Origin of the sequence: Nocardioides rubriscoriae (assembly GCF_008087085.1) — a bacterium.
Lineage (GTDB): Bacteria > Actinomycetota > Actinomycetes > Propionibacteriales > Nocardioidaceae > Nocardioides > Nocardioides rubriscoriae.
This window is the reverse complement of sequence record NZ_VIYJ01000002.1, coordinates 82,846-108,340: the sequence shown is the minus strand read 5'-3', so window position 1 is coordinate 108,340 and position 25,495 is coordinate 82,846. Positions and strand designations below refer to the sequence as shown.

17 protein-coding genes are annotated in these 25,495 nt (G+C 71.7%); 10 read left to right on the top strand and 7 right to left on the bottom strand.

Annotated elements, in window-relative coordinates; genetic code table 11:
* Window positions 1–4: 4 nt before the first annotated feature.
* From FZC61_RS03860 to FZC61_RS03850, 3 genes are all read right to left on the bottom strand, one after another.
* On the bottom strand, window positions 5–775 hold the full coding sequence (locus FZC61_RS03860; protein ID WP_246142510.1) for an electron transfer flavoprotein subunit beta/FixA family protein: 771 nt from the start codon (window positions 773–775) through the stop codon (window positions 5–7).
* 238 nt (window positions 776–1,013) lie between these two features.
* The gene (locus FZC61_RS03855) at window positions 1,014–1,448 is read right to left on the bottom strand and encodes a hypothetical protein (RefSeq protein WP_246142509.1); all 435 of its coding nucleotides are present in this window, start codon (window positions 1,446–1,448) and stop codon (window positions 1,014–1,016) included.
* 5 nt (window positions 1,449–1,453) lie between these two features.
* Window positions 1,454–2,233, bottom strand: coding sequence for an enoyl-CoA hydratase/isomerase family protein (locus tag FZC61_RS03850; protein ID WP_148612739.1), 780 nt, complete (start codon window positions 2,231–2,233; stop codon window positions 1,454–1,456).
* A 63-nt stretch (window positions 2,234–2,296) separates the two neighbouring features.
* Between FZC61_RS03850 and glgX the strand changes: the two genes are divergently transcribed.
* Complete coding sequence (gene glgX, locus FZC61_RS03845; RefSeq protein WP_148612737.1) at window positions 2,297–4,450, top strand: glycogen debranching protein GlgX; 2,154 nt, start codon at window positions 2,297–2,299, stop codon at window positions 4,448–4,450.
* Between the two features lie 53 nt (window positions 4,451–4,503).
* Here the strand turns inward: glgX and glgP are convergent, their stop codons facing one another.
* Window positions 4,504–7,104: an alpha-glucan family phosphorylase gene (glgP, locus tag FZC61_RS03840; protein WP_148612735.1), complete on the bottom strand. Its 2,601-nt coding sequence runs from the start codon at window positions 7,102–7,104 to the stop codon at window positions 4,504–4,506.
* A 117-nt stretch (window positions 7,105–7,221) separates the two neighbouring features.
* Between glgP and FZC61_RS03835 the strand changes: the two genes are divergently transcribed.
* The 7 genes from FZC61_RS03835 (at window position 7,222) to FZC61_RS03805 (ending at window position 20,527) form a co-directional block, all read left to right on the top strand.
* A complete protein-coding gene (locus FZC61_RS03835) occupies window positions 7,222–10,776 on the top strand; it encodes a M36 family metallopeptidase (RefSeq protein WP_148612733.1) in 3,555 nt (1,184 codons plus the stop codon).
* 155 nt (window positions 10,777–10,931) lie between these two features.
* Window positions 10,932–12,899 carry an alpha-1,4-glucan--maltose-1-phosphate maltosyltransferase gene (locus tag FZC61_RS03830; RefSeq protein ID WP_148612731.1) on the top strand — a complete coding sequence of 656 codons (1,968 nt, stop codon included), beginning with the start codon at window positions 10,932–10,934 and terminating at the stop codon, window positions 12,897–12,899.
* Between the two features lie 56 nt (window positions 12,900–12,955).
* Window positions 12,956–14,668 (top strand): maltose alpha-D-glucosyltransferase, encoded by a 1,713-nt coding sequence (gene treS / locus FZC61_RS03825; protein ID WP_246142565.1) that lies wholly within the window; start codon window positions 12,956–12,958, stop codon window positions 14,666–14,668.
* Window positions 14,665–16,080, top strand: coding sequence for a maltokinase N-terminal cap-like domain-containing protein (locus FZC61_RS03820; RefSeq protein ID WP_148612727.1), 1,416 nt, complete (start codon window positions 14,665–14,667; stop codon window positions 16,078–16,080). Before treS ends, FZC61_RS03820 begins: the two co-directional genes overlap by 4 nt.
* Window positions 16,077–18,341, top strand: a complete 2,265-nt coding sequence (gene glgB, locus FZC61_RS03815; RefSeq protein ID WP_148612725.1) for a 1,4-alpha-glucan branching protein GlgB — start codon at window positions 16,077–16,079, stop codon at window positions 18,339–18,341. Before FZC61_RS03820 ends, glgB begins: the two co-directional genes overlap by 4 nt.
* Window positions 18,342–18,350: 9 nt before the next feature.
* Window positions 18,351–19,295 carry an NUDIX hydrolase gene (locus tag FZC61_RS03810; protein ID WP_170285966.1) on the top strand — a complete coding sequence of 315 codons (945 nt, stop codon included), beginning with the start codon at window positions 18,351–18,353 and terminating at the stop codon, window positions 19,293–19,295.
* A 584-nt stretch (window positions 19,296–19,879) separates the two neighbouring features.
* A complete protein-coding gene (locus FZC61_RS03805) occupies window positions 19,880–20,527 on the top strand; it encodes a hypothetical protein (RefSeq protein WP_148612721.1) in 648 nt (215 codons plus the stop codon).
* Here FZC61_RS03805 and FZC61_RS03800 read toward each other — a convergent pair.
* Window positions 20,457–21,386 (bottom strand): EamA family transporter, encoded by a 930-nt coding sequence (locus FZC61_RS03800; RefSeq protein ID WP_148612719.1) that lies wholly within the window; start codon window positions 21,384–21,386, stop codon window positions 20,457–20,459. The genes FZC61_RS03805 and FZC61_RS03800 overlap by 71 nt on opposite strands.
* A gap of 73 nt (window positions 21,387–21,459) precedes the next feature.
* Here FZC61_RS03800 and FZC61_RS03795 point away from each other — a divergent pair, with 73 nt between their 5' ends.
* Window positions 21,460–22,365: a LysR family transcriptional regulator gene (locus FZC61_RS03795; protein ID WP_148612717.1), complete on the top strand. Its 906-nt coding sequence runs from the start codon at window positions 21,460–21,462 to the stop codon at window positions 22,363–22,365.
* On the opposite strand, the gene FZC61_RS03790 is transcribed toward FZC61_RS03795, so the two are convergent.
* Window positions 22,337–23,119, bottom strand: coding sequence for an EI24 domain-containing protein (locus FZC61_RS03790; protein ID WP_148612715.1), 783 nt, complete (start codon window positions 23,117–23,119; stop codon window positions 22,337–22,339). The two genes, FZC61_RS03795 and FZC61_RS03790, sit on opposite strands and share 29 nt — an antisense overlap.
* A gap of 43 nt (window positions 23,120–23,162) precedes the next feature.
* On the bottom strand, window positions 23,163–24,101 hold the full coding sequence (locus FZC61_RS03785) for a tetratricopeptide repeat protein (RefSeq protein WP_148612713.1): 939 nt from the start codon (window positions 24,099–24,101) through the stop codon (window positions 23,163–23,165).
* An 83-nt stretch (window positions 24,102–24,184) separates the two neighbouring features.
* Here FZC61_RS03785 and FZC61_RS03780 point away from each other — a divergent pair, with 83 nt between their 5' ends.
* On the top strand, window positions 24,185–25,444 hold the full coding sequence (locus tag FZC61_RS03780; protein ID WP_148612711.1) for an endonuclease/exonuclease/phosphatase family protein: 1,260 nt from the start codon (window positions 24,185–24,187) through the stop codon (window positions 25,442–25,444).
* Window positions 25,445–25,495: the final 51 nt, after the last annotated feature.

Sequence of the window (25,495 nt, the reverse complement as noted above, 5' to 3'; positions counted from 1 at the left end):
GACTTCAGATGAACTTCTTGGACACGAGGAACTCGGTGAGCGCCGAGGCACCCGACCCGTCCTCGTCCTTGACGATCTCGCCGGCGGTCCGCGGCGGACGCGCCGTGGCGTCCTCGACGCTGCTCCAGGCCACCGACAGGCCGACCTGGGCGGGGTCGACACCGATGTCGCTGAGCGAGTAGGTCTCCAGCGGCTTCTTCTTGGCCGCCATGATGCCCTTGAACGACGGGTAGCGCGCCTCGCCGGTCTGGTCGGTGACCGACAGGACCAGCGGCATCGTGCCGCCGATGACCTCGGTGGCGATGTCGCCGTCGCGCTTGACGCGGACCTGGTCGCCCTGGGTCTCGACGACCGCGGCGAACGTGACCTGCGGCAGGTCGAGACGCTCGGCGAGCATGGCCGGCACGACGCTGCCGGAGGCGTCGGTCGACGCCATCCCGCACATCACCAGGTCGGGGATGCCGATCTTCTCGATGGCCTTGGCCAGCACCAGCGAGGTCGCGATGTAGTCGGAACCCGCGATGGCCTCGTCGGTGACGTGGACGCCCTGGTCGGCACCCATCTGCAGGGCCTTGCGGACAGCGTCGACGGCCTTCTCGGGACCGACGCACAGCGCGGTCACGGTGACGTCGCCGTCAGCCTTCTCCTTGATCTGGAGGGCCTGCTCCACGGCGTACTCGTCGAGCTCGGAGAGCAGCCCGTCGACGCCGACGCGGTCCACGGTGTTGTCCGACTCGAACCGCCGGTCGGCGGTGGCGTCGGGAACGTACTTCACACAGACGACAATGTTCATGGTGGTGTGGCCCGGAGGGCCCCTCCTGATGCACTCGGTGGGCAGGACGCACGCGGGCGGCCCGATCCAGATGATGCGGCTGCTAGACACCCGCAGGTTACCGCCGTGTCAACGCGTTGGGACCACCCATCCGCAGCCCGGGGCGGGTGACGTGCGCGACATCACGCCGCGGCGGTCGGTGTGAACGATCCAAGGCGGTCCGACCGGCCCGCGACGAGGCTCAGGCGCGCACGACCTTGTCGAGGAACTTGCCCAGCCCGAGCCAGATGATCGCGGCGATGCCGTAGTTGAACAGCGCGGTCTTGACGTCCTCGGCGGGGTTGGTCTCGGCGAGGTCCCAGTCCTTGACGGGGTTGTTGAGGTCGAAGAACCCCAGGTCGACGTCGTCGGCCCGGTGGATGACCCACAGGACCAGGTCGTTCTTGACGTTGGCGTCGACCGCGATCAGCAGCACGGCCACCGCCAGGATCAGCGCGAACAGCACGCACACGCCCCACAGCACCTGCGCCAGGACCGCGCGCAGCCTGGTGGCGTCGAGGGCCGGGCCGCCGGAACCGCCTGAACCGCCGGAACCGCCGGAACCCCGCTGCCACGGACGGCGCTTGGTGGCGGCCGCCGTCGCCGTGTCCTGCTGTGTCGTCGTGTCGTCTGCCATCGTCGTCAGCGCCCTTCGAACTCTGCCTTGCCCGGACCGTTCTCCAGGAACGATCGCATACCGGTGGTCCGGTCGGCGGTGGCGAACGCGGCCGCGAACTGGATCCGCTCGATCTCGAGGCCCGTGTCGAGGTCGACCTCGAGCCCGCGGTCGATGCTCTCCTTGGCCGCACGCAGGGCGTACGCCGCGGCGCGGGTGAACTGCCCCGCCCAGGCCACCGCGGCGTCGTACACCTCGGCGGCGGGGACCAGCCGGTCGGCCAGGCCGATCGCGAGGGCCTCGTCGGCCTTGACGAAGCGCCCGGTGAAGATGAGGTCCTTGGCCTTGCTGGGGCCGACCAACCGGGTCAGCCGCTGGGTGCCGCCGGCCCCGGGGATGATGCCGAGGAGCACCTCGGGCTGACCGAACGTCGCGTCGTCGGCGGCGATGCGGTAGTCGGCCGCGAGCGCGAGCTCGCAGCCCCCGCCGAGGGCGTAGCCGGTCACCGCGGCGACGACGGGCTTGGGGATGCGGGCGACCGCGGTCACCGCGGACTGCACCGAGGCCGAGATCTTGACCATGTCGGTGTAGGACAGGTCGGCCATCTCCTTGACGTCGTTGCCCGCGGCGAAGACGCGCTCGCCGCCGTAGACGACGACCGCCCGCACGTCGTCGCGCTCGGTGGCCTCGGCGGCCGCCTCGCGCAGCTCACCCTGCACCTGGACGCTGATCGCGTTCATCTTCGGCCGGTCGAGCCGGATCGTGCCGACCCCGTCGGCGACCTCCAGCCGTACGAACTCACCCATGGTCTGTTCCTCTCGTCGGTCGCTCGGCGACGCCGGGACGCACCCTTCCCTATCATTCACCGGGTGTCCCCTGGAGTCTGGAGCCAGCTCGGGGAGCGGGCACCCGTGTGGCCCGGGCGGTTCGAGCCGCTCGGCGCGACCTGGGGCGAGGAGTCGACCAACTTCGCGGTGCACGCGCCGCGGGCGACCCGCGCCTGGGTCTGCCTCCTCGACGACGCCGGCGTCGAGACGCGCCACGCGCTGACCGAGCACACCCTCGGCACGTGGCACGGCGCCCTTCCCGGGGTGACCCCCGGGACGGCGTACGGCTTCCGGCTCGACGGGCCCTGGGAACCCGCGGCGGGCTCCCGGTTCAACCCCGCCAAGCTGCTGCTGGACCCCTACGCCCGCGCGATCAGCGGGCGGCTGGTACCGGACGCGTCGGTCTACGCCCACGACCTCGCCGACCCCGGGCAGCGCAGCGACCTCGATTCGGCCGGGCAGGTGCCGGTGGCCGTCGTCGTGGGGCCCGACACGTTCGACTGGGGCGGGGAACGTCCCCGGCGCCAGCGGTGGCGCGACACCGTGATCTACGAGCTGCACGTCAAGGGCATGACCGCCCTGCACGACCGGGTGCCCGAGCACCTGCGCGGCACCTACGCCGGGCTGGCCGAGCCCGCGGTCACCGACTACCTGCGCGACCTCGGCGTCACCGCGGTCGAGCTGCTGCCGGTCCACCACTTCCTCTCCGAGCCGGCCGTGACGGCCCGCGGGCTGGTCAACTACTGGGGCTACAACAGCATCGGCTTCTTCGCCCCGCACGCGGCGTACTCGTCGACCGGCGACCGGGGCGCCCAGGTGACCGAGTTCAAGGCGATGGTCCGCGCGTTCCACACCGCCGGCATCGAGGTCTACCTCGACGTCGTCTACAACCACACCGCGGAGGCCGGCCCCGACGGCCCGAGCCTGGCCTTCCGCGGCTACGACGACCTCGGCTTCTACCGCCGCCCGGCCGACCACCCCGGCGACGGCGTCGAGGACGTCTACTGGGACGCCACCGGCTGCGGCAACACCGTCGACACCGACGACCCGTTCGCGCTGCGGGTCATCCTCGACTCGTTGCGCTACTGGACCGAGGAGATGCACGTCGACGGGTTCCGCTTCGACCTGCTGCCCGCCCTGTCGCGCACCGACCGCGAGCTCGACATGCGCTCGCGCTTCATGACCGCGGTCGGGCAGGACCCCGTGCTGCGCGGCGTCAAGCTCATCGCCGAGCCCTGGGACGCCACCATGGACGGCTACAACGTCGGCAACTGCCCGCCGCCGTGGGTCGAGTGGAACGACCACTACCGCGACACGATGCGCGACTTCTGGCGCGGCCGCACCGCAGGCATCCGCGAGGTGGCCACGCGCCTGGCCGGGTCGTCGGACCTGTACGCCGACGACGGACGCTCCCCCTATGCCTCGGTCAACTTCGTCACCGCCCACGACGGGTTCACCGTGCGCGACCTGGTCTCCTACGACCGCAAGCACAACGCGGCCAACGGCGAGGACGACCGCGACGGCACCGACGGCAACCGCTCGTCCAACCACGGCGTCGAGGGCGAGACCGACGACCCTGACGTCCTCGCGCGCCGACGTCGTACGGCGGCGAACCTGATGGCCACCCTGTGCCTGTCCAACGGCGTCCCGATGATCACCGCCGGCGACGAGCGCGGCCGCACCCAGCGCGGCAACAACAACGCCTACTGCCAGGACAACGAGATCTCGTGGATCGACTGGCGCAGCGACGACGCCTGGCTCGACGTCTACGAGGTCACCAAGGCCGCGCTGCGCCTGCGCCGCGAGCACCCCGCGCTGCGCCAGCGCCACTGGTTCGAGGGCCGCCCGACCATGACCGGCGGCCCCAAGGACCTCGCCTGGCTGCACCCCGCGGGCCGCGAGATGACGACCGACGACTGGCACGACGAGTCGCTGCGCACCCTCGGCATGTTCGTCCTCGGCACCCCCCTGCGCTCCCCCGGCCCCCGCGGCGAGCAGCAGTCGGACCGCTCCTTCGTCCTGTACTTCCACGCAGGCCCCGACCCTGTCGACGTCGTCCTGCCGACCAACCGCTGGGCCCGCTCCGGCGAGGTCGTCCTGTCCACCGACCCCGGCATCACCCACGGAGCCACCGTCACCGACGGCCAGGTCCTGGCCCTGTCGGGCCCCAGCGTCGTGGTCCTGCGCGAGACCTGAGGGGCCGGGCCTTTGGGGGCGGTCTGTTGCGAGGGGCCCGGTGTGCTGTGACCCTAGGCCGTCGCGACGACCCCGAGCTCGGCGTACGACGTGAGGAGGCCGTTGCTGGGGACGATGCGGACGGTGTAGCCGAAGGGGCCGCTGCGGGTGAGGGCGATCTCGCCGTCGAAGCGGTGGCGGCCTCCGTCGTAGGACTCGGCGCGGGTCAGCGCGACCGCGGTGGTGTCGACGAGGGTGTCGTCGGACTTGGCGCGGCCGTGGACGAGCTGGACCTCGACGTCGGCGGGGTCCAGGTCGCCGAGGCAGACGAAGGCACGCACGGTGAGGCTCACGCCGACCTCGGCGGCGTCGCCGACACCGCTGGACTCGACGTGCTCGACGCGCACCTCGGGCCACCCGGCCTTGACCTTGGCCTTCCACGCCGCGAGCTCGCGGGCGCCGGCGTAGTCGTTGTTGAGGGCGCGGGCGTTGACCGCTGCCGGGGCGTAGAGCTGGCGCACGTAGTCGCGGACCATGCGGGTGGCGAGCACCTTGGGGCCCAGGGACTTGAGGGTGTGGCGCAGCATCTCGACCCAGCGGGTCGGCACCCCGTCGTGGTCGACGTCGTAGAAGCGGGGGGCGACGTCGTTCTCGATCAGGTCGTAGAGGGCCGCGGCCTCGAGGTCGTCGCGCTTGTCGATGTCGTCGACGCCGTCGGCGGTGGGGATGGCCCAGCCGTTGTCGCCGTCGTACCACTCGTCCCACCAGCCGTCGAGGACCGAGAGGTTGAGGCCGCCGTTGAGCGCGGCCTTCATGCCCGAGGTGCCGCAGGCCTCGTAGGGGCGCAGGGGGTTGTTGAGCCAGACGTCGCAGCCGGGGTAGAGCGGCTTGGCCATCGCGATGTCGTAGTTGGGCAGGAACACGATGCGGTGGCGGACCTCGGGGTCGTCGGAGAGCCGCACGATGTCCTGGATGAGCTTCTTGCCGCCGTCGTCGGCCGGGTGGGCCTTGCCGGCGATGACGAGCTGGATCGGCCGCTCGGGGTGCAGCAGCAAAGCCTTGAGGCGCTCGGGCTCGCGCATCATCAGCGTCAGCCGCTTGTACGACGCCGCACGCCGGGCGAAGCCGATCGTCAGCACGTCGGGGTCGAGCGCCTCGTCGATCCACTTCAGCTCGGCCTTGGCCGCGCCGCGCTTCTCCCACGACCTGGCCAGCCGCTTGCGGGCGTCGACGACCAGGCGCTCGCGCAGCAGTCGCTTGACCGACCAGACGTCGGTGGCCGGCACCTTGTCGACGGCGTTCCAGAAGCTCTCGGGGTCGTCGGCGTCGCCGTCGGCGCCCTGGACGGTCGCCAGCCCGAAGACCTCGCGGGCGACCCAGGTCGGCGCGTGGACGCCGTTGGTGATCGAGCCGATCGGCACCTCGGCCTCGTCAAAGGCCGGCCACAGGCCCTGGAACATGCCGCGGCTGACCTCGCCGTGCAGCTTCGAGACCCCGTTGGCGCGCTGGGCCAGGCGGAAGCCCATGACGGCCATGTTGAAGACACCGGCGTCACCGCCGGCGTAGTCCTCGGCCCCCAGGGCCAGGATGCGCCCGGTCGGTACGCCGGGGGTCGCGCCGCCGTCGTCGTTGAGGTACTGCTCGACCAACGAGCGCGGGAAGCGGTCGATGCCGGCCGGGACGGGGGTGTGGGTGGTGAACACCGTGGAGGCGCGGCCGACCTCGACCGCGGTGTCGAAGTCGAGACCCGGCCCGCCCTCGGCCACCGTCAGCTCCCGGATGCGCTCGATGCCCAGGAAGCCGGCGTGGCCCTCGTTGGTGTGGAACACCTCGGGCTCGGGAGCACCGGTGATGCGCGAGAAGACGCGCAGCGCGCGGACGCCCCCGACCCCGAGGAGCAGCTCCTGGCGCAGACGGTGCTCGGAGGTGCCGCCGTAGAGCCGGTCGGTGACGTCGACGTAGTGGTCGGGGTTGCCCTCGACGTCGGTGTCGAGCATCAGCAGCGGCACCCGGCCGACGCTGGCGACCCAGATGCGGGCGACCAGGTCGGGGCCGTCGGGCATCTGGATCGAGATCGAGGCCCGCGACCCGTCGGGCTCGCGCAGCAGCGAGATCGGCAGCTCGTCGGGGTCCAGGACGGGGTAGGTCTCCTGCTGCCAGCCCTCACGCGACAGCGACTGCTTGAAGTAGCCGTGCTTGTAGAGCAGCCCGACGCCGACGATCGGGACGCCGAGGTCGCTGGCGGCCTTGAGGTGGTCGCCGGCCAGGATGCCGAGGCCACCGGAGTACTGCGGCAGCACCGCGGTGATGCCGAACTCGGGAGAGAAGTAGGCGATCGCACGCGGGCCGGGTCCGCCCGACCCGCCGTCGGCAGCCACGCGCCGCTGGTACCAGCGGTCGTCGGTCAGGTAGTGCTCGAGGTCGGCGCGTGCGACCCGCAGCCGCTCCAGGAAGCCCTCGTCGGCGGCCAGCTCGTCGAAGCGGTCGCGGCTCACCTCCCCCAGCAGGCGCACCGGGTCGCGCCCGGTGGCGTCCCACAGACCGGGGTCGACCTCGGCGAAGACGTCCTGCGTCTCGGGGTGCCACGACCACCGCAGGTTGCCGGCGAGGTCGCCCAACGCGGCCAGGGCCGGGGGCAGGACAGGACGGACGGTGAACCGACGGATAGCGCGCACGGGACGACGCTAGCGCCGATCCTTGGATCGATCCAAGAGAACGACGAAGTTCGGTGACGTTCATGTTTCGTCTGACAAGACGCATAACGTCTGGGCGGCGCAGGCGTTGAGACCGTCATGACCTCGATCTCGTCTCGTCGCAGCCGCTACCGGCTCGCGGCGATCGCCCTGCTGACCGCCACCCTGGTCCCGGGCCTCACCCAGCTGCCGGCGCTCGCCGACGACGCGACCCCCGCCCCGGCGCCCGCGCCCCTCAAGCCCGCCACGGGCAAGGTGCCGGACCTGTCGACCACGTTCCGCGGCATCGGCGACCCCGTCGCCGGCAAGCCCGACGTCGACACCCGCGGCCGGGCCCTCCCGAGCCCGGCCCAGCAGCGGGCCGTGGCGCGTCTGGGTGCCGTCGAGATGCGCTGGAACGCGTTCGGCACGCCCGCCTCGATCCTCCCCGCCGACGGCGTGCTGGCCCGGGCGACCTCCCAGGACCCCGTCGTCGCCGCCCGCGCCTGGCTCAGCGACAACGCCGACGTCTTCGGCATCTCGCGGGCCCAGGTCGCGGGCATGCAGGCCATCGACCAGAAGCTCGTCGGCACCGACGGGCACGCGGTGTTCTTCCGCCAGACCTTCGGCGGGCTCCTCCCGGCGATCGGCAGTGCCGTGACCGTCGCGGTGTCCGACGGCGAGATCGTCTACGTCTCCTCGTCGATCACCAAGACCACCCAGCAGATCCCGGCCGCACGGATCAGCCCGGCCGCCGGCTGGCTGAAGGCCGCTGCCGACGTCGGGGTCGCCGTCCCGGCCGACCTCAGCACCCTCACCCGCAGCGTCAGCGGCGGCTGGACCCGGCTCACGGTGCCGGGCCTGGTGCAAGAGCAGCTGGTGCGCGTGCGGGCCCTCGCCAACGCCGACGGCTCGGTGCGTCCGGTGCTCGAAGCCAACGTCATCGACGTCCAGGGCGGCAAGACCCTCGGCTACACCGTGCTGGTCGACGCCGTCGACGGCCGCATCCTGCACCGCGAGAACAAGGTCGAGAACGCCGCGGACGCCGCGGGCCCCAGCACCCTGACCGGGATGCCCCAGGGCGTCGTGGTGGCACCGCGCAGCAACGGCACCTTCCCGTTCAGCGGCTCGATCACCGCGAGCGCCTGCGGACCGAAGCACGCCTTCAACATCACCAACGGCGCCACCACGACCATCACCGCGGTCGCCGCCATGGTCAACTCCGCCGACGACATCACGATCAACCTCTACGACCCGTCCGGCGTCGTGGTGGCCTCGCAGGACCTGGCCACCAGCCCCGAGGTGCTGACCTACACCCCGGGCACCCCGATCCCGGCCGGCTCCTGGAAGGCCGAGGTCTGCCCCTTCGACGGCGCGGCCACCCTGCCGCCGTTCAACTACGCGCTGACGGTCAACACCACCGACCAGGGCGCTCCGTCGCTCGCCAACTCCTACAACCCCAAGTGGCGCTTCTTCACCGCCAACCCGACGCTCGACTCCTCCACGCAGACCCCGCGCAACGCCGTGGTCGGCTGCTGGCTCCAGGTCGCAGGCTGCACACTGCCGACCGGACAGCTCAAGAACATCCAGGCCTTCGCGCCCTGGGACGTCCTGAGCCCCTCCGGCGTCTCGAGCAACACGACCGTCGGCAACAACGCCAACTCCCACGAGGCCTGGGTCAGCCCGCTCACCCCGGGCGGGCTCTTCCAGGCCCCCGTCTCGGCAACGGGTGACTACCGGCAGACCTTCACCGACGCGTGGAACAACTCCCGCTGCAACCCGGCAGAGCTGGTCCCCGGCGGCAACGACATCAACTTCTCGGTCGCCAACCTGTTCGTCGTCCACAACCGGATGCACGACTGGTCCTACTACCTCGGGTTCACCGAGGCCAACTACAACCTGCAGACCGACAACGGCGGCCGCGGCGGTGTCGGGGCGGACGCCGAGATCGGCAACGTCCAGGCCGGTGCCCTCGGCGGTCTGCAGACCGGCCTGGGCCGCGACAACGCCAACCAGATCGCCATGCAGGACGGCGTCGCCGGCATCACCAACCAGTACCTCTTCCAGCCGATCGCCGGCGCCTTCTACTCACCGTGCACCGACGGTGGCCTCGACATGGGCATCGTCGGCCACGAGTACACCCACGCCATCAGCAACCGCATGGTCGGCGGGCCCGACGAGGGCCTGACGTCCGAGCAGGGCGGTGCCATGGGTGAGTCCTGGAGCGACCAGGACGCGGCCGAGTACCAGTTCGCGCACGGCTACTCCAACGGCGGCAACGTCTGGGCCGTGGGCGCCTACGCCACCGGCAACAAGACCGTGGCCATCCGCGACTACGCGATCAACCACAACCCGCTCAACTACAGCAACTACGGCTTCGACACCACCGGACCCGAGGTGCACGCCGACGGCGAGATCTGGAACGGCACCCAGTGGGAGGTCCGCCAGGCGCTGGTGAAGAAGTACGACAAGCAGTTCCCCTACCGCAACAAGGCGCTGCAGCTGCGCTGTGCCGAGGGCCGCGCCGACGCCAGCCCGCTGGCCGCCGACAAGTGCCCGGGCAACCGTCGCTGGATCCAGCTGGTCTTCGACTCGTTCCTGCTGCAGCAGGGTGCCACGACGATGCTCGACGCCCGCGACGGCATGATCGCCGCCGACAAGATCCGCTTCAAGGGCGCCGACACCAAGCTGCTGTGGGACGCCTTTGCCCGTCGGGGCATGGGTGTCGGTGCGCACGCCAAGGACGGCGAGGACATCCGTCCGGTGCCGAGCTTCAAGTCCATCGGCGGCGCCAAGGGCAACACCAAGGTCGTGTTCAAGATGAAGCCCGGTGCGTCGGTCTTCGTCGGTGACTACATGGCGCGGTCGCGCAGCATCGCCGACAACACGCCCAAGACCAAGACCAAGTCCAACGTCGCCTTCTTCACCCCCGGGCGCTACGACATGCTCCTGACGAGCTTCCGCCACGGCTTCATGCGCTTCCACATGACCGTGAAGAAGGGCCAGAAGGTCCAGGTCGTGCGCATCAGGACCTCGAAGAACTACGCCTCGGCCCCCTCCGGTGCCAAGATCATCCGGGCGACCGGCGGTTCTCGCCGTCCGGGCCAACTCATCGACGGCACCGAGAACTACGGCTGGGGCGTCGCGACCAGCGCCAACGTGGACGTCTCGCACCCCTCGGTCGACATCGACCTGGCCGGCAAGAAGCCTGTCGTGATCAAGACGGTGGCCGTCAGCGCCCTGCTGCGCCCGAAGTACCGCGAGGACCAGGACGCCGGGTCGCGCTTCACCGCGCTGCGCAAGTTCGCCGTCGAGGCGTGCGTCAAGGCCTGCGCCTCGCCCAAGGCCCGCTGGAAGCGCGTCTACGTCTCGCCGAGCAACGCCTTCCCGGCCTCACGGCCGCGTCCGGTCGCCCCGACGCTCAACATGCGGGCGTTCGCGATCAAGCCGACCCGGGCGGCCGCGCTGCGGCTGGTCGTGCTCGAGAACCAGTGCACCGGCTTCGCCGGCTACGCCGGTGAGCTCGACTCCGACCCGGCCAACACGACCGACTGCAAGGCCGGCTCCGACCGCGGCACCATCGCCCACGTCGCGGAGTTCCAGGCCTTCACGACGTCCTTCCCCAGCTGGAAGTCGTCGTACGGCATCGACAACCCGCAGCGGTCGTTCCGCTAGCCGGCACCGCACCACTGCACCACCGCACCGGGCGGGGTGGACCTACGGGGGCCCACCGCGCCCGGTGCGGCTTTGTGCACGCCGCCGGGGGCGGGCTGCGGTCTTCACCCCGCCTGAGGTTGCAGGTGTCGGTGGGACCAGCAAGGGTGGAACGCATGGTCGGACGCATTCCCGTCATGGACGTCCACCCCGTGGTGGACCTCGGACGGCTCCCAGCAAAGGCAACCGTCGGCGAGCCCTTCCCGGTCTCGGCGACCATCTTCCGCGAGGGTCACGACAGCCTCGGGGCGGAGGTGGTCCTCGTCTCGCCGAGCGGTGAGCGGCAGCCTCCGGTGCGGATGGTGAAGCAGGCCGACCCCGTCGACCGCTACCTCGCGTGGGCCCGGCCCGACTCCCCCGGCCCGTGGGCCTTCGAGATCCAGGCCTGGTCCGACCCGGTCGCGACCTGGCAGCACGCGGCCGGCATCAAGGTCCCCGCCGGCATCGACGTCGAGCTCATGTTCACCGAGGGGCGGCTGCTGCTCGAGCGCGTGCGCGCCTCGCTGCCCAAGGGTCCCGCGGTCGCCGTGGTCGACGCCGCGATCGCCGCGGCCGCCGACACCACGCGCCCGGCCGAGGCCCGGCTGGCACAACTGCAGGCCGACGACCTCGCGGAGGTCCTCACGGCCTACCCCCTGCGCGACCTGCTCAGCGTCGTCGGCCCCTTCCCGGCCTACGTCGACCGCGAGCGTGCGCTGTTCGGCAGCTGGTACGAGTTCTTCCCGCGCTCGGAGGGCGCCGTGCGTGACGAGGTGACCGGCAAGGTCACCAGCGGCACCTTCGCCACCGCCGCCAAGCGGCTCGAGGGCGTGGCCGCGATGGGGTTCGACGTCATCTACCTGCCGCCGATCCACCCGATCGGCGAGGTCAACCGCAAGGGCCCCAACAACACGCTCACCCCGGGCCCCGACGACACCGGCTCGCCGTGGGCGATCGGCAGCAAGGACGGCGGCCACGACGCGATCCACCCCGACCTCGGCACGTTCGCCGACTTCGACGCGTTCGTGGCCCGGGCCGGTGAGCTCGGCCTCGAGGTCGCGCTCGACCTCGCGTTGCAGGCGGCGCCCGACCACCCGTGGGTGACGAGCAACCCGCAGTGGTTCACCACCCGCGCCGACGGCAGCATCGCCTACGCCGAGAACCCGCCGAAGAAGTACCAGGACATCTACCCGGTCAACTTCGACAACGACCCCACCGGCATCTGCCGCGAGGTGCTGCGCATCGTGCGGCTGTGGATGAGCCACGGAGTGCGGATCTTCCGCGTCGACAACCCGCACACCAAGCCGCTGGCGTTCTGGGAGTGGCTGCTGCGCGAGGTGCGGCGTACCGACCCCGACGTGCTCTTCCTCTCCGAGGCGTTCACCCGGCCGCCGATGATGCACGGGCTCGGCGCCGTCGGCTACCACCAGAGCTACACCTACTTCACGTGGCGGGTGGCGCGCTGGGAGATCGAGGACTACCTGCGCGAGGTCAGCAGCGAGTCCGACCACGTGATGCGGCCCAACTTCTTCGTCAACACCCCCGACATCCTCCCCGAGCACCTGCAGTACGGCGGCCCGCCGGCGTTCAAGATCCGCGCGGCCCTGGCGGCCACGAGCGTCCCCAGCTGGGGGGTCTACGCCGGCTACGAGCTCTACGAGCACGTGGCGGTCAAGCCGGGCAGCGAGGAGTACCTCGACTCCGAGAAGTACCAGATCCGCATCCGTGACTGGGACGCCGCCGAGGCCGAGGGCCGCTCGCTGGCGCCCTACCTCACCCGGCTCAACGAGATCCGCCGCGCGCACCCCGCGCTGCAGCAGCTGCGCAACATCACGATCCACGCCGCCGACGACGAGAACGTGCTGGTGTTCTCGAAGCGGGCCGACGACGACGTGGTCGTCGTCGTGATCAACCTCGACCCGCACGGCGTCCGCGAGACCACGGTCCACCTCGACATGCCCGCCCTGGGCCTGGACTGGAACGACACCTTCGTCGCCCACGACGAGATCACCGGCGCCGACTGGCAGTGGGGCGAGCACGACTACGTGCGTCTCGACCCCCACGACGAGCCGGCCCACGTCATGACGATCAGGAAGGCTCAGTGAACACCCCTCCCGTCACGACCGAGATCGACGTCAGCCCGCCCACGACCGGCGCACCGGTGGAGCAGCCGGTGCTGCCCGCCGCGCCCGGCGAGCCGGTCAACCAGACCCCCGACTGGTTCAAGACCGCCGTCTTCTACGAGGTGATGGTCCGCAGCTTCCGTGACTCCAACGGCGACGGCACCGGCGACTTCAAGGGCCTCACCGAGAAGCTCGACTACCTGCAGTGGCTGGGGGTCGACTGCCTGTGGGTGCCGCCGTTCTTCTCCTCGCCGCTGCGCGACGGGGGCTACGACGTCGCCGACTACACCGACATCCTGCCCGAGGCCGGCACCGTCGACGACTTCCACCACTTCCTCGACGAGGCCCACGCCCGCGGCATCCGGGTGATCATCGACTTCGTCGCCAACCACACCAGCGACCAGCACGCCTGGTTCAAGGCCAGCCGCGAGGACCCCGAGGGCCCCTACGGCGACTTCTACGTGTGGTCCGACACCGACGACAAGTACCAGGACGCCCGCGTCATCTTCGTCGACACCGAGCCGTCCAACTGGACCTGGGACCCCGTGCGCCAGCAGTACTTCTGGCACCGGTTCTTCTCCCACCAGCCCGACCTCAACTACGACAACCCCGCGGTCCACGACGCGATCCTCGAGGCGATCTCGTTCTGGTTCGACATGGGCCTCGACGGGTTCCGGCTCGACGCGGTCCCCTACCTCTACGTGCGCGAGGGCACCAACGGCGAGAACCTCCCCGAGACCCACGAGTTCCTGCGCAAGGTGCGCCGCTTCGTCGACGAGAAGTACCCCGGCAAGGTGCTGCTCGCCGAGGCCAACCAGTGGCCGGCCGACGTCGTCGACTACTTCGGCGACTTCGAGTCCGGCGGCGACGAGTGCCACATGTGCTTCCACTTCCCGGTGATGCCGCGCATCTTCATGGCGGTGCGCCGCGAGTCGCGCTTCCCGATCTCCGAGATCCTCGAGCAGACGCCGCCGATCCCGTCGGGCTGCCAGTGGGGCATCTTCCTGCGCAACCACGACGAGCTCACCCTCGAGATGGTCAGCGACGAGGACCGCGACTACATGTGGGACGAGTACGCCAAGGACCCGCGGATGAAGGCCAACATCGGCATCCGCCGGCGGCTGGCGCCCCTGCTCGACAACGACGTCAACCAGATCGAGCTCTTCAACGCGCTGCTGCTGTCGCTGCCGGGCTCCCCCGTCCTCTACTACGGCGACGAGATCGGGATGGGGGACAACATCTGGCTCGGCGACCGCGACGGGGTCCGCACCCCGATGCAGTGGACCCCCGACCGCAACGCGGGCTTCTCGTCCGCGACGCCGGGCAAGTTGTTCCTGCCCGCGATCCAGGACCCCGTCTACGGCTACCAGAGCGTCAACGTCGAGGCCCAGCTGGAGAACCCCTCCTCGTTGCTGCACTGGACGCGTCGGATGATCCACGCGCGACGCCAGCACCCGGCGTTCGGCCTCGGCGAGTTCCACGACCTCGGCGGCTCCAACTCCACCGTGCTGTCCTACACGCGCGAGCACCAGGGCGACGTGATCCTCTGCGTCAACAACCTGTCGCGCTTCCCGCAGCCGGTCGAGCTCGACCTGCGCCGCTTCGAGGGGATGGTGCCGATCGAGCTGCTCGGCGGCGTGCAGTTCCCCGCCGTCGGCGAGCTGCCCTACCTGCTCACCCTCAGCGGCTACGGCTTCTACTGGTTCCGTCTGGTGCCGAGCGAGCGCCCCGACGAGGGGCAGCTGCTGTGAGCGGCCATCCGGGCATCGACCCGACCGTCTTCGGGCCCTACCTCACCCGGACCCGCTGGTTCGGCGGCAAGGGCCGTGACTTCGCGGTCAGCGACGTACGCCGCCTAGGCCTGCTGGGCGACGGCAACCCCGTCCTCGACGTGCTGCTGGTCGAGCTGACCTACGCCGACGACGCCACCACCGAGCTCTACCAGGTGCCGTTGTCCTACTACACCGAGCCCGAGCACCGGCTCGACCACGCCTTCGTCGGCTGGTGGGGGGACCCCGACCTCGGCTGGGTGCACGCCTACGACGCCCTGCACGACCGGGCCGCGACCCGGCTGTGGCTGCAGGCGTTCGGCGCGGCCGCCGACGGGCCCGCCGAGGTGGGCGGCCTGGTCTTCCACCGCACCCCCGGCCACGACCTCGACCTCGAGGCCGCCGGCACGCTCTTCACCGGCGAGCAGTCCAACTCCTCGATCGCCTTCGGCGAGGACTCGGTGCTCAAGGTGTTCCGCAAGGTGACCGCGGGGCCCAACCCCGACATCACCACCCACGAGGCGCTGACCCTGGCCGACTCCCCCGACGTCGCGCACCTCTACGGCTGGGTGGAGTGGCGTGGCCTCGAGCCGGCTGCCGGCGCAACCTCCTCGACCACCGTCCACCTCGGCATGCTGCAGCAGTTCCTGCGCACGGCCACCGACGGCTGGGACCTGGCCCTGACCAGCGTCCGCAACCTGTACGCCGACCCCGAGCTCGCCGCGCGCGAGGCCGGGGGCGACTTCTCCGGCGAGGCCGGGCGGCTAGGCGACACCCTGCGCGAGGTCCACGCCGTGCTGCGCGAGCGCTTCGAGACCTCGACGGTGCCGGCCTCGTTCACCGCCGGCCAGATGCACGCCCGGCTCGACGCCGCCCTCCCGGTGGCACCGCTGCTGGCGCCCCACGAGGCCGCGCTGCGCGCCCTGTTCGACCGGCTCGCCGGGCTCGGCGACCTCCCGGTCCAGCGGGTCCACGGCGACCTCCACCTCGGCCAGACCCTGCGCACGGCACTGGGGTGGAAGATCGTCGACTTCGAGGGCGAGCCCGCCAAGACCCTCGCCGAGCGGCTTCTCCCCGACTCCCCGTGGCGCGACGTCGCCGGGATGCTCCGGTCCTTCGACTACGCCGCGCACGCCGTCGAGCGCTCGCACGACGAGCTCGACGAGACCGCCTTGGCCGAGATCCGCCTGCGTGGGGCCGAGTGGGTCGAGCGCAACCAGCGCTACTTCCTCGCCTCCTACGCCGGTGGCGACCTGACCCCCGACGAGCGCACCCTCGTCACCGCCTACACCGCCGACAAGGCCGTCTACGAGTCCGTCTACGAGACCCGCAACCGACCGACCTGGGTCGACATCCCCCTGGCCGCCGTCGCGCGGATCGGAGCCTCCACATGAGCACCACCAAGCCCACCCCCGCCGCCACGCCCGTCCCGCTCGAGGTCCCCCGGGGCGAGCTCGACCAGATCATCCGCGGTGAGCACGGGCACCCGCACGCGATCCTCGGACCGCACGCCCACGACGGCCAGGTGACGTTCCGCGTCCTCAAGCCGCTGGCGCAGCGGGTCGTGGTCCGCTTCGGTGACGCCGACGTGCCGCTCACCCACGAGCACGGCGGCATCTGGGTGGGTGCCGCGGCGATCGCCGAGGTCCCGGGCTACCGGCTCGTGGTCGACTACGGCCAGGGCGAGATCGTCGTCGACGACCCGTTCCGGTTCCTGCCGACCCTGGGTGAGGTCGACCTGCACCTGGTCAACGAGGGGCGCCACGAGAACCTCTGGCAGGTCCTGGGCGCCCGCGTCCACCACTACGCGGAGCCGCTCGGCGGGACCGTCACCGGCACCTCGTTCGCGGTGTGGGCGCCGTCGGCGCGCGCGGTGCGGGTCAAGGGCGACTTCAACAGCTGGGACGGCCGCGAGCACCCGATGCGCCAGCTGGGCCAGTCGGGGGTCTGGGAGCTCTTCGTGCCCGGCGTCGCCTCCGGGACGTCGTACAAGCTGCAGGTGCTGGGCGCCGACGACCAGTGGCGCGAGAAGGCCGACCCGATGGCGGCCTACTGCGAGGTCTCCCCCGACACGGCCTCCCGCGTCTTCGAGTCGACCCACACGTGGGCCGACCACGAGTGGATGACCGCGCGGGCCGCCCGCAACCAGGTCGACGAGCCGATGTCGGTCTACGAGATGCACCTGGGCTCGTGGAAGCGGCACCCGGGCGGCCGTTTCTGGTCCTACGACGAGATGGCCGAGGGGCTGGTCCCCTACCTGGCCGACCTGGGGTTCACCCACGTCGAGCTGATGCCGGTGATGCAGCACCCGTTCGGCGGCTCGTGGGGCTACCACGTCACGTCGTACTTCGCCCCCGACTCCCGCTTCGGCGACCCTGACGGGTTCAAGCGGCTGGTCGACGCGCTGCATCGCGCCGGCATCGGCGTCATCCTCGACTGGGTGCCCGGCCACTTCGCCACCGACGAGTGGGCGCTGGTCAAGTTCGACGGCACCCCCCTCTACGAGGACCCCAACCCGCAGCGGGGGTGGCACCAGGAGTGGGGCTCCCACATCTTCAACTTCGGTCGGCCCGAGGTCCGCAACTTCCTCTACGCCAACGCGCTCTACTGGCTCGAGGAGTTCCACGCCGACGGCCTACGCGTCGACGGCGTGGCCTCGATGCTCTACCTCGACTACGCCCGCGAGGAGGGCGAGTGGCAGCCCAACAAGCACGGGGGCCGCGAGAACCTCGAGGCCGTGCAGTTCCTGCAGGAGATGAACGCCACCGTCTACAAGCGGGTCCCCGGCGTCTGCACCATCGCCGAGGAGTCGACGTCGTGGCCCGGCGTCACCGCACCGACGTCGGCCGGCGGCCTGGGCTTCGGCTTCAAGTGGAACATGGGCTGGATGCACGACACGCTCGACTACCTCGCGCGTGAGCCGGTGCACCGTCAGTGGCACCACCACGACCTGACCTTCGCGATCACCTACGCCTGGACCGAGAACTTCGTCCTGCCGCTGTCGCACGACGAGGTCGTGCACGGCAAGGGCTCCCTGCTGCGCAAGATGCCGGGCGACCGCTGGCAGCAGCTGGCGACGCTGCGCGCCTACTACGCCTTCATGTGGGCCCACCCGGGCAAGCAGCTGGTCTTCATGGGCGCCGAGCTGGGTCAGGAGTCGGAGTGGGCGGAGTCCCGCGAGCTCGACTGGTGGCTGCTCGAGCACCCCGAGCACCGCGGCCTGTCCGACCTGGTGCGCGACCTCAACGCGGCCTACGTCGCGACACCGGCCGCGTGGGCCGGGGACGTGTCGGCCGCCGGGTTCGAGTGGGTCGACGCCGACGACAGCGGCCGCAACACCTACTCGTTCGTGCGCCGCGCTCCGGCCGCCTCCGATGCCCCCGACCTGGTCTGCGTCACCAACTTCGCCTCGGTCCCGCACGACGGCTACCGCCTGGGTCTGCCCTCGGCCGGGCTGTGGACCGAGGCGCTCAACACCGACGCCACGGCCTACGGCGGCTCCGGCGTCGGCAACCTCGGCTCCGTGCTCGCGGTCGAGGGGCCGCACGGGTCGATGCCGGCCCACGCCGACATCGTCGTGCCGCCCCTGGCGTCGCTGTGGCTGGTCGGGCCGCGCAGGCCGGCGACCACCCGACCGGCTGACCCGGCCGACTAACCTGGCGTGGTGAGTCACCAGCGCGCCGAGCAGCCCACGCTCACCGACGGGTCGGTGACCCTGCGTCCACACGCCGGTGACGCGAGCACGGACCGGAGCGCCGACCCGGCCGACCTGGCGAGGTTCGTCGTCGAGGTCGACGGCGAGGTGGTCGGCACGGTGGAGCTGCGCACGGTCGACCAGCACACCGGCGAGCTGACCTACGCCCTCGACGCCGGGCACCGCGGGCACGGCTGGGCCACCCGTGCGGTACGCGTCGCCACCGACTGGGCGCTGACCGAGGAGCCGTTGGGGGGCCGTGGCTTCAGCCGGGTCCAAGCGCAGGTCGATGTCACGGCAGAGTCCGCGCTGCGTGTGGCGACCCGTTCGGGCCTGCGCCGCGAGGGCCTCAAGCGGGTGGCCCCCGGCACCGGCGAACGCCCCGAGACCGAGGAGTACGTCGTGCTCGCCCGTCTCGCGAGCGACCCGCCGTTGAGCGAGCCGGGGGCGTTCCGCTCGCTGCTCAACTCGTTCCTGCCGCGCAAGCGCGCGATCAGCCAGATGCTGATCCGCGACGAGTCCGGGCGGGTGCTGTGCTGCCAGCTCACCTACAAGCAGGACTGGGACCTCCCGGGCGGCGTCGTCGAGGTCGGCGAGTCGCCCCAGCTCGCCGTGTCGCGCGAAGTGACCGAGGAGCTGGCCTTATCGATCCCGGCCGGCCCCCTGGTCCTCACCGACTGGTTGCCGCCATGGGGCGGGTGGGACGACGCGCTGTGCCTGGTCTTCGACGGCGGTGTCGTCCCAGCGGCGATCACCGAGCAGATCGTCCCCCAGGCCCGGGAGATCCGCACCGCGGAGTTCCTGACGCCCGAGCAGGTCGCCGCACGCTGCGCCGACTTCACCGCGCGCCGGATCGCGGCGGCCCTGGCCAACCTGGGCTCGGGGCCGGCCTACACCGAGAGCGGGATGGGCTGACGAGCAGTCTGTCGACTTCTCCCCACCCCGGACGCCGCGACTGACCCACCCCGCGTCGACTTCGCCCCACCCCGGACACATCGACTGACCCACCCCGCGTCGACTTCGCCCCACCCCGGACACATCGACTGACCCACCCCGCATCGACTTCGCCCCACCCCGGACACATCGACTGACCCATCCCGCGTCGACTTCTGGTCCTAGAGGACGGCAGCGCAGTGTGCCTCGGGGGCTGCCTGCGGACACCGCCCGCGCTGGTCATCGCACGCCCGAGGGACCGGCCGAACACGACGCACCCCGAGTCGCCCGACCCCAGCACCACCCCCAGAACACGACGCACCCCGAGTCACCCGACCCCAGCACCACCCCCAGAACACGACGCACCCCGAGTCACCCGACCCCAGCACCACCCCCAGAACACGACGCACCCCGAGTCACCCGACCCCAGCAGCACCCCCAGAACACGACGCACCCTGAGTCACTTGGCGCCGCGCCGCGGGGGCGAGCACGACGTGGGCTGCGCGTGTCGTGGAGCCTGTGGATGACCGGAGCGCGCGGGGTGCCGATGCCGGTAGAACAGCGGCATGAAGCGGTGGGAGAGGTACGCAGCCCAGCTGGAGCTGCTGGCCGAGGCCGCGTTCGAGGTCGTCCGGCGCGAAGGACCGGCCGTCCTGAGCCGACGTGGCCTGGCCGCCGAGCTCGGGGCGTCGGACGCCATGGCCCGGCGCACCTTGGGCGACCACGTGTCCTTGCCGGCCCTGGCGGCCAAGGCGTGCGAGACCCACCGGCGCCGCAGGCGGCACCACCTCCCCGTCCTCGAACAGCTCCTGCCCGACACCGAGGCGACCGACGCCGCGATCGTCTGGCTGCGACTGCGGATCCAGCACGGGACCATTCCGTCCAAGCAGGGCGCGCACGACCTCGCCGAGCGCTACCAGGTCGCCACCCGCGGCTGGTGCGACCCCGTGACACCGGGCACGGGCGCGGCGGCGCCGGTCGAGGACGTCGACCCCGACCGGGTCGCGCTCGCCGGCTACTTCAGCGACGAGGACGCGAGCACCGTGGCGCTCGTCTCCCGGCTGGTGGGTGAGCGCGCCGACCTCGTCGACGCGGTGCATGCCCTGGTCGACGGTCTCGTGCTCGGGGTGTGCACCGGCAGGCTCACCGCACCGGCCGCACGCTCCGTCCTGGTCGACCACCTGCGCTCACAGGGGGTCGAGGTCCATACGTGAGGGGCCGCCGCCCGGTCCGCAGCGCCACCAGCACCCCGGCCACCATGGCCGCGCCACCCGTCGCCTCGGCCGCGTTGGGCCACTGGTCCAGCAGCACCGCGGCCGAGGCCATCGCCACCACCGGGGCCAGCAGCACCCAGGGCACGACGGCCGCGGAGGGGTTGCGGGAGAGCAGGGTGTTGAAGATCCCGTAGCCGACCAGGGAGGCGAGCCCGGCGGTGTAGAGCGTCGACAACGCCGCCTGCCAGCCGAACGCCGCCACGCCGTCGACCACCGTCGAGGGGCCGTCCACGACCATCGCGAGCACCAGCAGGGGCACCGGGACGACGACGGCCGACCACACCGTCAGGGCCAGGCCTCCGGACGCGCCCGACGAGCGGGAGACGACGTTGCCGATCGCCCAGGACAGGGCCCCGAGCAGGCACAGGCCGAGGGCGAGGGCCGACACCTGGCCTCCCCGTCCGACCGCGACGACCACCAGGCCGACCGAACCGACCAGGACCCCCGACGCCTGGGCCACGGAGGGACGCTCCCGCAGTACCCCGGCCGCGATCACGACCGTGAAGATCACCTGGGCCTGCAGCACGAGCGCCGCGAGACCGGGCGGCAGCCCGGCGTCCATGGCGACGTAGAGAAACCCGAACTGGCCCAGGGACATGAAGAAGCCGACGGCTGCAAGAGTGCGCCACGGCAGGTCGGGACGCGGCAGCAGGAACACCGCCGGCACGAGCACGACGGTGAAGCGGACCGCCACGAACAGCAGCGGCGGCACGTCGTCCATGCCCCAGTCGATCACCACGAAGTTGAAGCCCCAGATCGACGCCACGAGGGCAGCGAGCAGGCAGTCCCGACGACTCATGGGCCCCAACCTCGTCGCCTCGACCGTGCAGCACCAGCGAATGATCGTGCATGCCTCTCGGTAGCATCACTTCATGATCGATCTCGCCGCGCTGCGCTCGCTGAGCGCCGTCGACACCCATGGCTCGGTCGTGGCCGCCGCCGACGCGCTGGGCTACACCCCCAGTGCCGTGTCGCAGCAGGTCAAGCGTCTGGAGCGGCAGACCGGCGTCACGCTGCTCGAGCGCGTCGGCCGCGGCGTGATGCTCACCGAGGACGGACGCCACCTCCTCGACACCGGCGGCCGACTGCTCGACGACCTCGAGCAGGTCGAGTCGCAGCTGCACCGACGCGCCGGCGTCGTGGCCGGGCACCTGCGCATCGCGGCGTTCTCCACCGCGATGCGCGGGCTCGTGGCCACCGCGGTCCGGGGTCTGCTCGACGCCCACCCCGACCTGCGGGTGTCGCTGGTCGAGCACGAGCCGTGGGACACCATCGACCTGGTGGCGACCGGTCAGCTTGAGCTCGGACTCGTCCACACGTGGGGCGACGTGGCGATCGACGTGCCGGACCACCTCGTGCGCACCTCGGTCGCCCAGGACGTCGCGGACGTCGTGGTCCACCGAGACCACCCGCTGGCGCGCCGGCCTCGGGTGACCCCGGCCGACCTGGTCGACGAGGGCTGGATCGCGACCCCCGAGGGCACGATCTGCCGCCAGTGGCTGGGTCGGATGTACGACGGCACCGGACGCCGACCGCGGATCGCCCACGTCGCGATGGAGTTCGACTCCCACCTGGCGCTGGTGCGCGCCGGCCTCGGCATCGCCCTGGTCCCGCGGCTCGGGCGCGCCGAGCTCGACGACCAGCTGGTCGCCCTGCCCGCCCACGACCCGGTGCCGACCCGCGAGGTCGTGGCAGTGCACCGGAGTACGCTCGCCGACTCTCCCGCCGTCCGCGCTGCGCTCGCCGCCCTCAGCCCCGGGGCGCAGGGTCGGTGCTAGTCGCGTGCGGCCGGTAGGCGGGCCCGCGCTCGTCGGGCAGGACGTCGCGCGCCAGCACGGTCGCGCCGGCGACGGCGACCGGCATGACCAACACCCCGCCGAAAGGCACGAAGAAGCAGGCCTGCGTGGCGATGCCGAGCCCGAGCACCCTGCGCCGATGGGGGGCGAGTAGGGCCTTCTGAGCCGCTGCGTCCATCCCCCGCGCCTCGAGCGGCCGGCTGACCAGCTCGCGGGCCAGCAGCCGCCCTGAGAGCAGCAGCCCCAGGACGATGCCGAGCACCGGTCCGAGGACGGGGACGAGACCACTCAGGAGCACCAGCAGCGAGGAGGCGACGCCCACGGCGGCGAGCCTGAGACCGTCGAGCGCCGAGTGCCAGAAGCCCAGGCCGTCGCCGAGCTTGACCGGGCCGAGCATGTCCTCGACGGCCCGCCAGATCCGCTCGTAGAACGGGTCACCGATCGTGAGGGTCAAGCCCGTGAAGACCGCCGACCACAGCAGCACCGAGCCCACGACCAGGGCCAGGCCGAGGAAGAACCGCACCGCCTGACGGGCGCCGTCGACCCAGTCGTCGGCGAACGGCGTCAGCCAGGCGGCCACGTCGCCCAGGTGCAGGACGAGCGCGACGAACGCGGCGGCCAGCAGCACCCAGACCACCAGCGCCGGCACCATGCCGAGCAGCAGCAGCCGGGGCCGCTGGCCGAGGAGCCGCCAGCCACGTCCCAGGCACGCTGCCCCAGCTACGAAGTCACGCACGCCGGGCCTCGCCGCGCGGTGCCACGCTCGGCCACGACCCGGCTCAGAAGAGGGCGGAGGCGAGGTTGCGGCGGGCCGCCAGCACGAGCGGGTCGTCGTGACCGACCGCGGCGAACTGGCTGATCAGGTGCTCGCGCGCGCGGTCGCGCTCCTTGTCGGAGGTGACCCGGACCAGCTCGACGAGCCGGGCGAAAGCCTCCTGGACGCGCCCCTCGGACAGGTCGAGGTCGGCGACGAGGGTCTGGGCGTCGACGTCGGCGGGGGCGGCGTCGGCCGCGGCGCGGGCAGCGGCCGGGTCGACCCCCTGGGTGCGGTGCAGGATCGTGGCCATGGCCAGCCCGGCGGCGGCCTCGTGGTCGGCGGGGTTGGCGTCGACGAGCTTCTTGTACTCGGCGACCGCGGCCGCGATGTCGTTGCGGGCCAGCGCGTCCTCGGCGGCGGCATAGCGCGGGTCGACCGCGGGCTCGTCGCCCGCACCGGCCGGGGCGGGCGCCCCCTGCGGCTGGTGGCGTCCGGTGACGCCCTGCTGGGTCAGCTGCTGACCGAGCTGGTTGAACAAGGCGCTGAGCTCGTCGCTCGGCACGACGCCGGGGATGGGCTGGGTGACCGGGCGGCCGTCGAGCAGCACCAGCAGGACCGGGACCTGGGTGATCTGGAGGGCTTGACCGAGCTCGGGCGCGGTGTCGAGGTCGACCAGCCCGGCCAGGAAGCGACCCTCGTAGCGCTCGGTCAGCGCGGCCACGTCGGCGGCGTACGTCGCGCTCTCGGGCACCTGGCTCGCGGAGTAGACGACCATCAGCACCGGCGCGGTCATCGATGCCTCGACGACCTGCTGCAGGGTCTGGGCGGTGACCTGCACGGTGTAGGAACCAGCAGGCGCGGCACCCCCCGCGCCCGGGCCCGAGGACGGCGGCGGCGCGGCCGGGCGCTTGAGGGCCGACAGGTCGATGGCGCCACGACGGGTGAACGGCTGTTGCGTCATGCGGGCAATCCTAGGGATGCGTGCACCGGGGCGTTCACCTGGCGTTGGCCCGGGGCCCGGCCGGCCCGTGGCAGGGTGGCCGCATGACGACGCTTTCTCGGGCGCGCCTCGTCGCGCTGCCCTCCCTGCTGCTGCTCGGTGCCGGCCTGCTGACCACCACGCCCGCGGACGCCGTACGCCCCGCCGCCGGCGCCGGGCACCCCGCCCACCACCGCGCGGACGACGCGGGCCGCACCCACACGGTCCGGTTCCAGACCTTCAACGCCTCCCTCAACCGGGCGCGCGCCGGACAGCTGGTCACCGACCTGTCGACCCCCGACGACGCCCAGGCCGCCGCGGTCGCCGAGATCATCCAGCGCACGCGGCCCGACGTGCTGCTGCTCAACGAGTTCGACTACGTCCCCGACGGCACGGCGGTCGACCTGTTCCGCGACAACTACCTCGCGCGGGCCCACGACGGCGCCGCGCCGATCGACTACCCCTACGCCTACGTCGCCCCGTCCAACACCGGCGTGCCGACCGGCCTCGACCTCGACGACAACGGGACCGTCGGCGGCGGCAACGACGCCTACGGCTTCGGCGACTTCGAGGGCCAGTACGGCATGGTCGTGCTGAGCAAGTACCCGATCCGGACCCAGCAGGTCCGCACGTTCCGCCTCTTCAGGTGGGCCGACATGCCGGGCAACCTGATCCCCACCGACTTCTACACCCCCGAGGAGCAGGCCGCCCTGCGGCTGTCGAGCAAGAGCCACTGGGACCTGCCGATCCGGATCGGGCACCGGACGGTGCACTTCCTGGTGTCCCACCCCACCCCGCCGACCTTCGACGGCCCCGAGGACCGCAACGGTCGACGCAACCACGACGAGATACGCTTCTGGTCCGACTACGTCACCGGCGGCGCGGCCGCCCGCTACGTCTACGACGACCACGGGCGTCGCGGTGGCCTGGCCCAGGGTGCGTCGTTCGTGATCTCCGGCGACCAGAACGCCGACCCCCTCGACGGCGACTCCGTCGCCGCAGCCGTCGACCAGCTGCTCGACAACCCGCGCGTCGTCGACCCGCTGCCCACCTCGGCCGGCGGCCCCGAGGCGGCCGTGCTCCAGGGCGGCGCCAACGCCACCCACCGTGGCGACCCGCGCTTCGACACCGCCGACTTCAACGACTCTCCCGCTCCGGGCAACCTGCGCGCCGACTACGTCCTGCCGTCGCGCCGCGGCCTGCAGGTGCGCGACGCCGGGATCTTCTGGCCGGTGTCGTCCGACCCGCTCTCCCGCCTGACGGGCAGCTTCCCGTTCCCGTCGTCGGACCACCGCACGGTCTGGGTCGACCTCGACCTGCGCTGAACGACCCCACCCCACGGTGGTCGAGGAGGCCGCCCGCGGCCGTCACGAGAC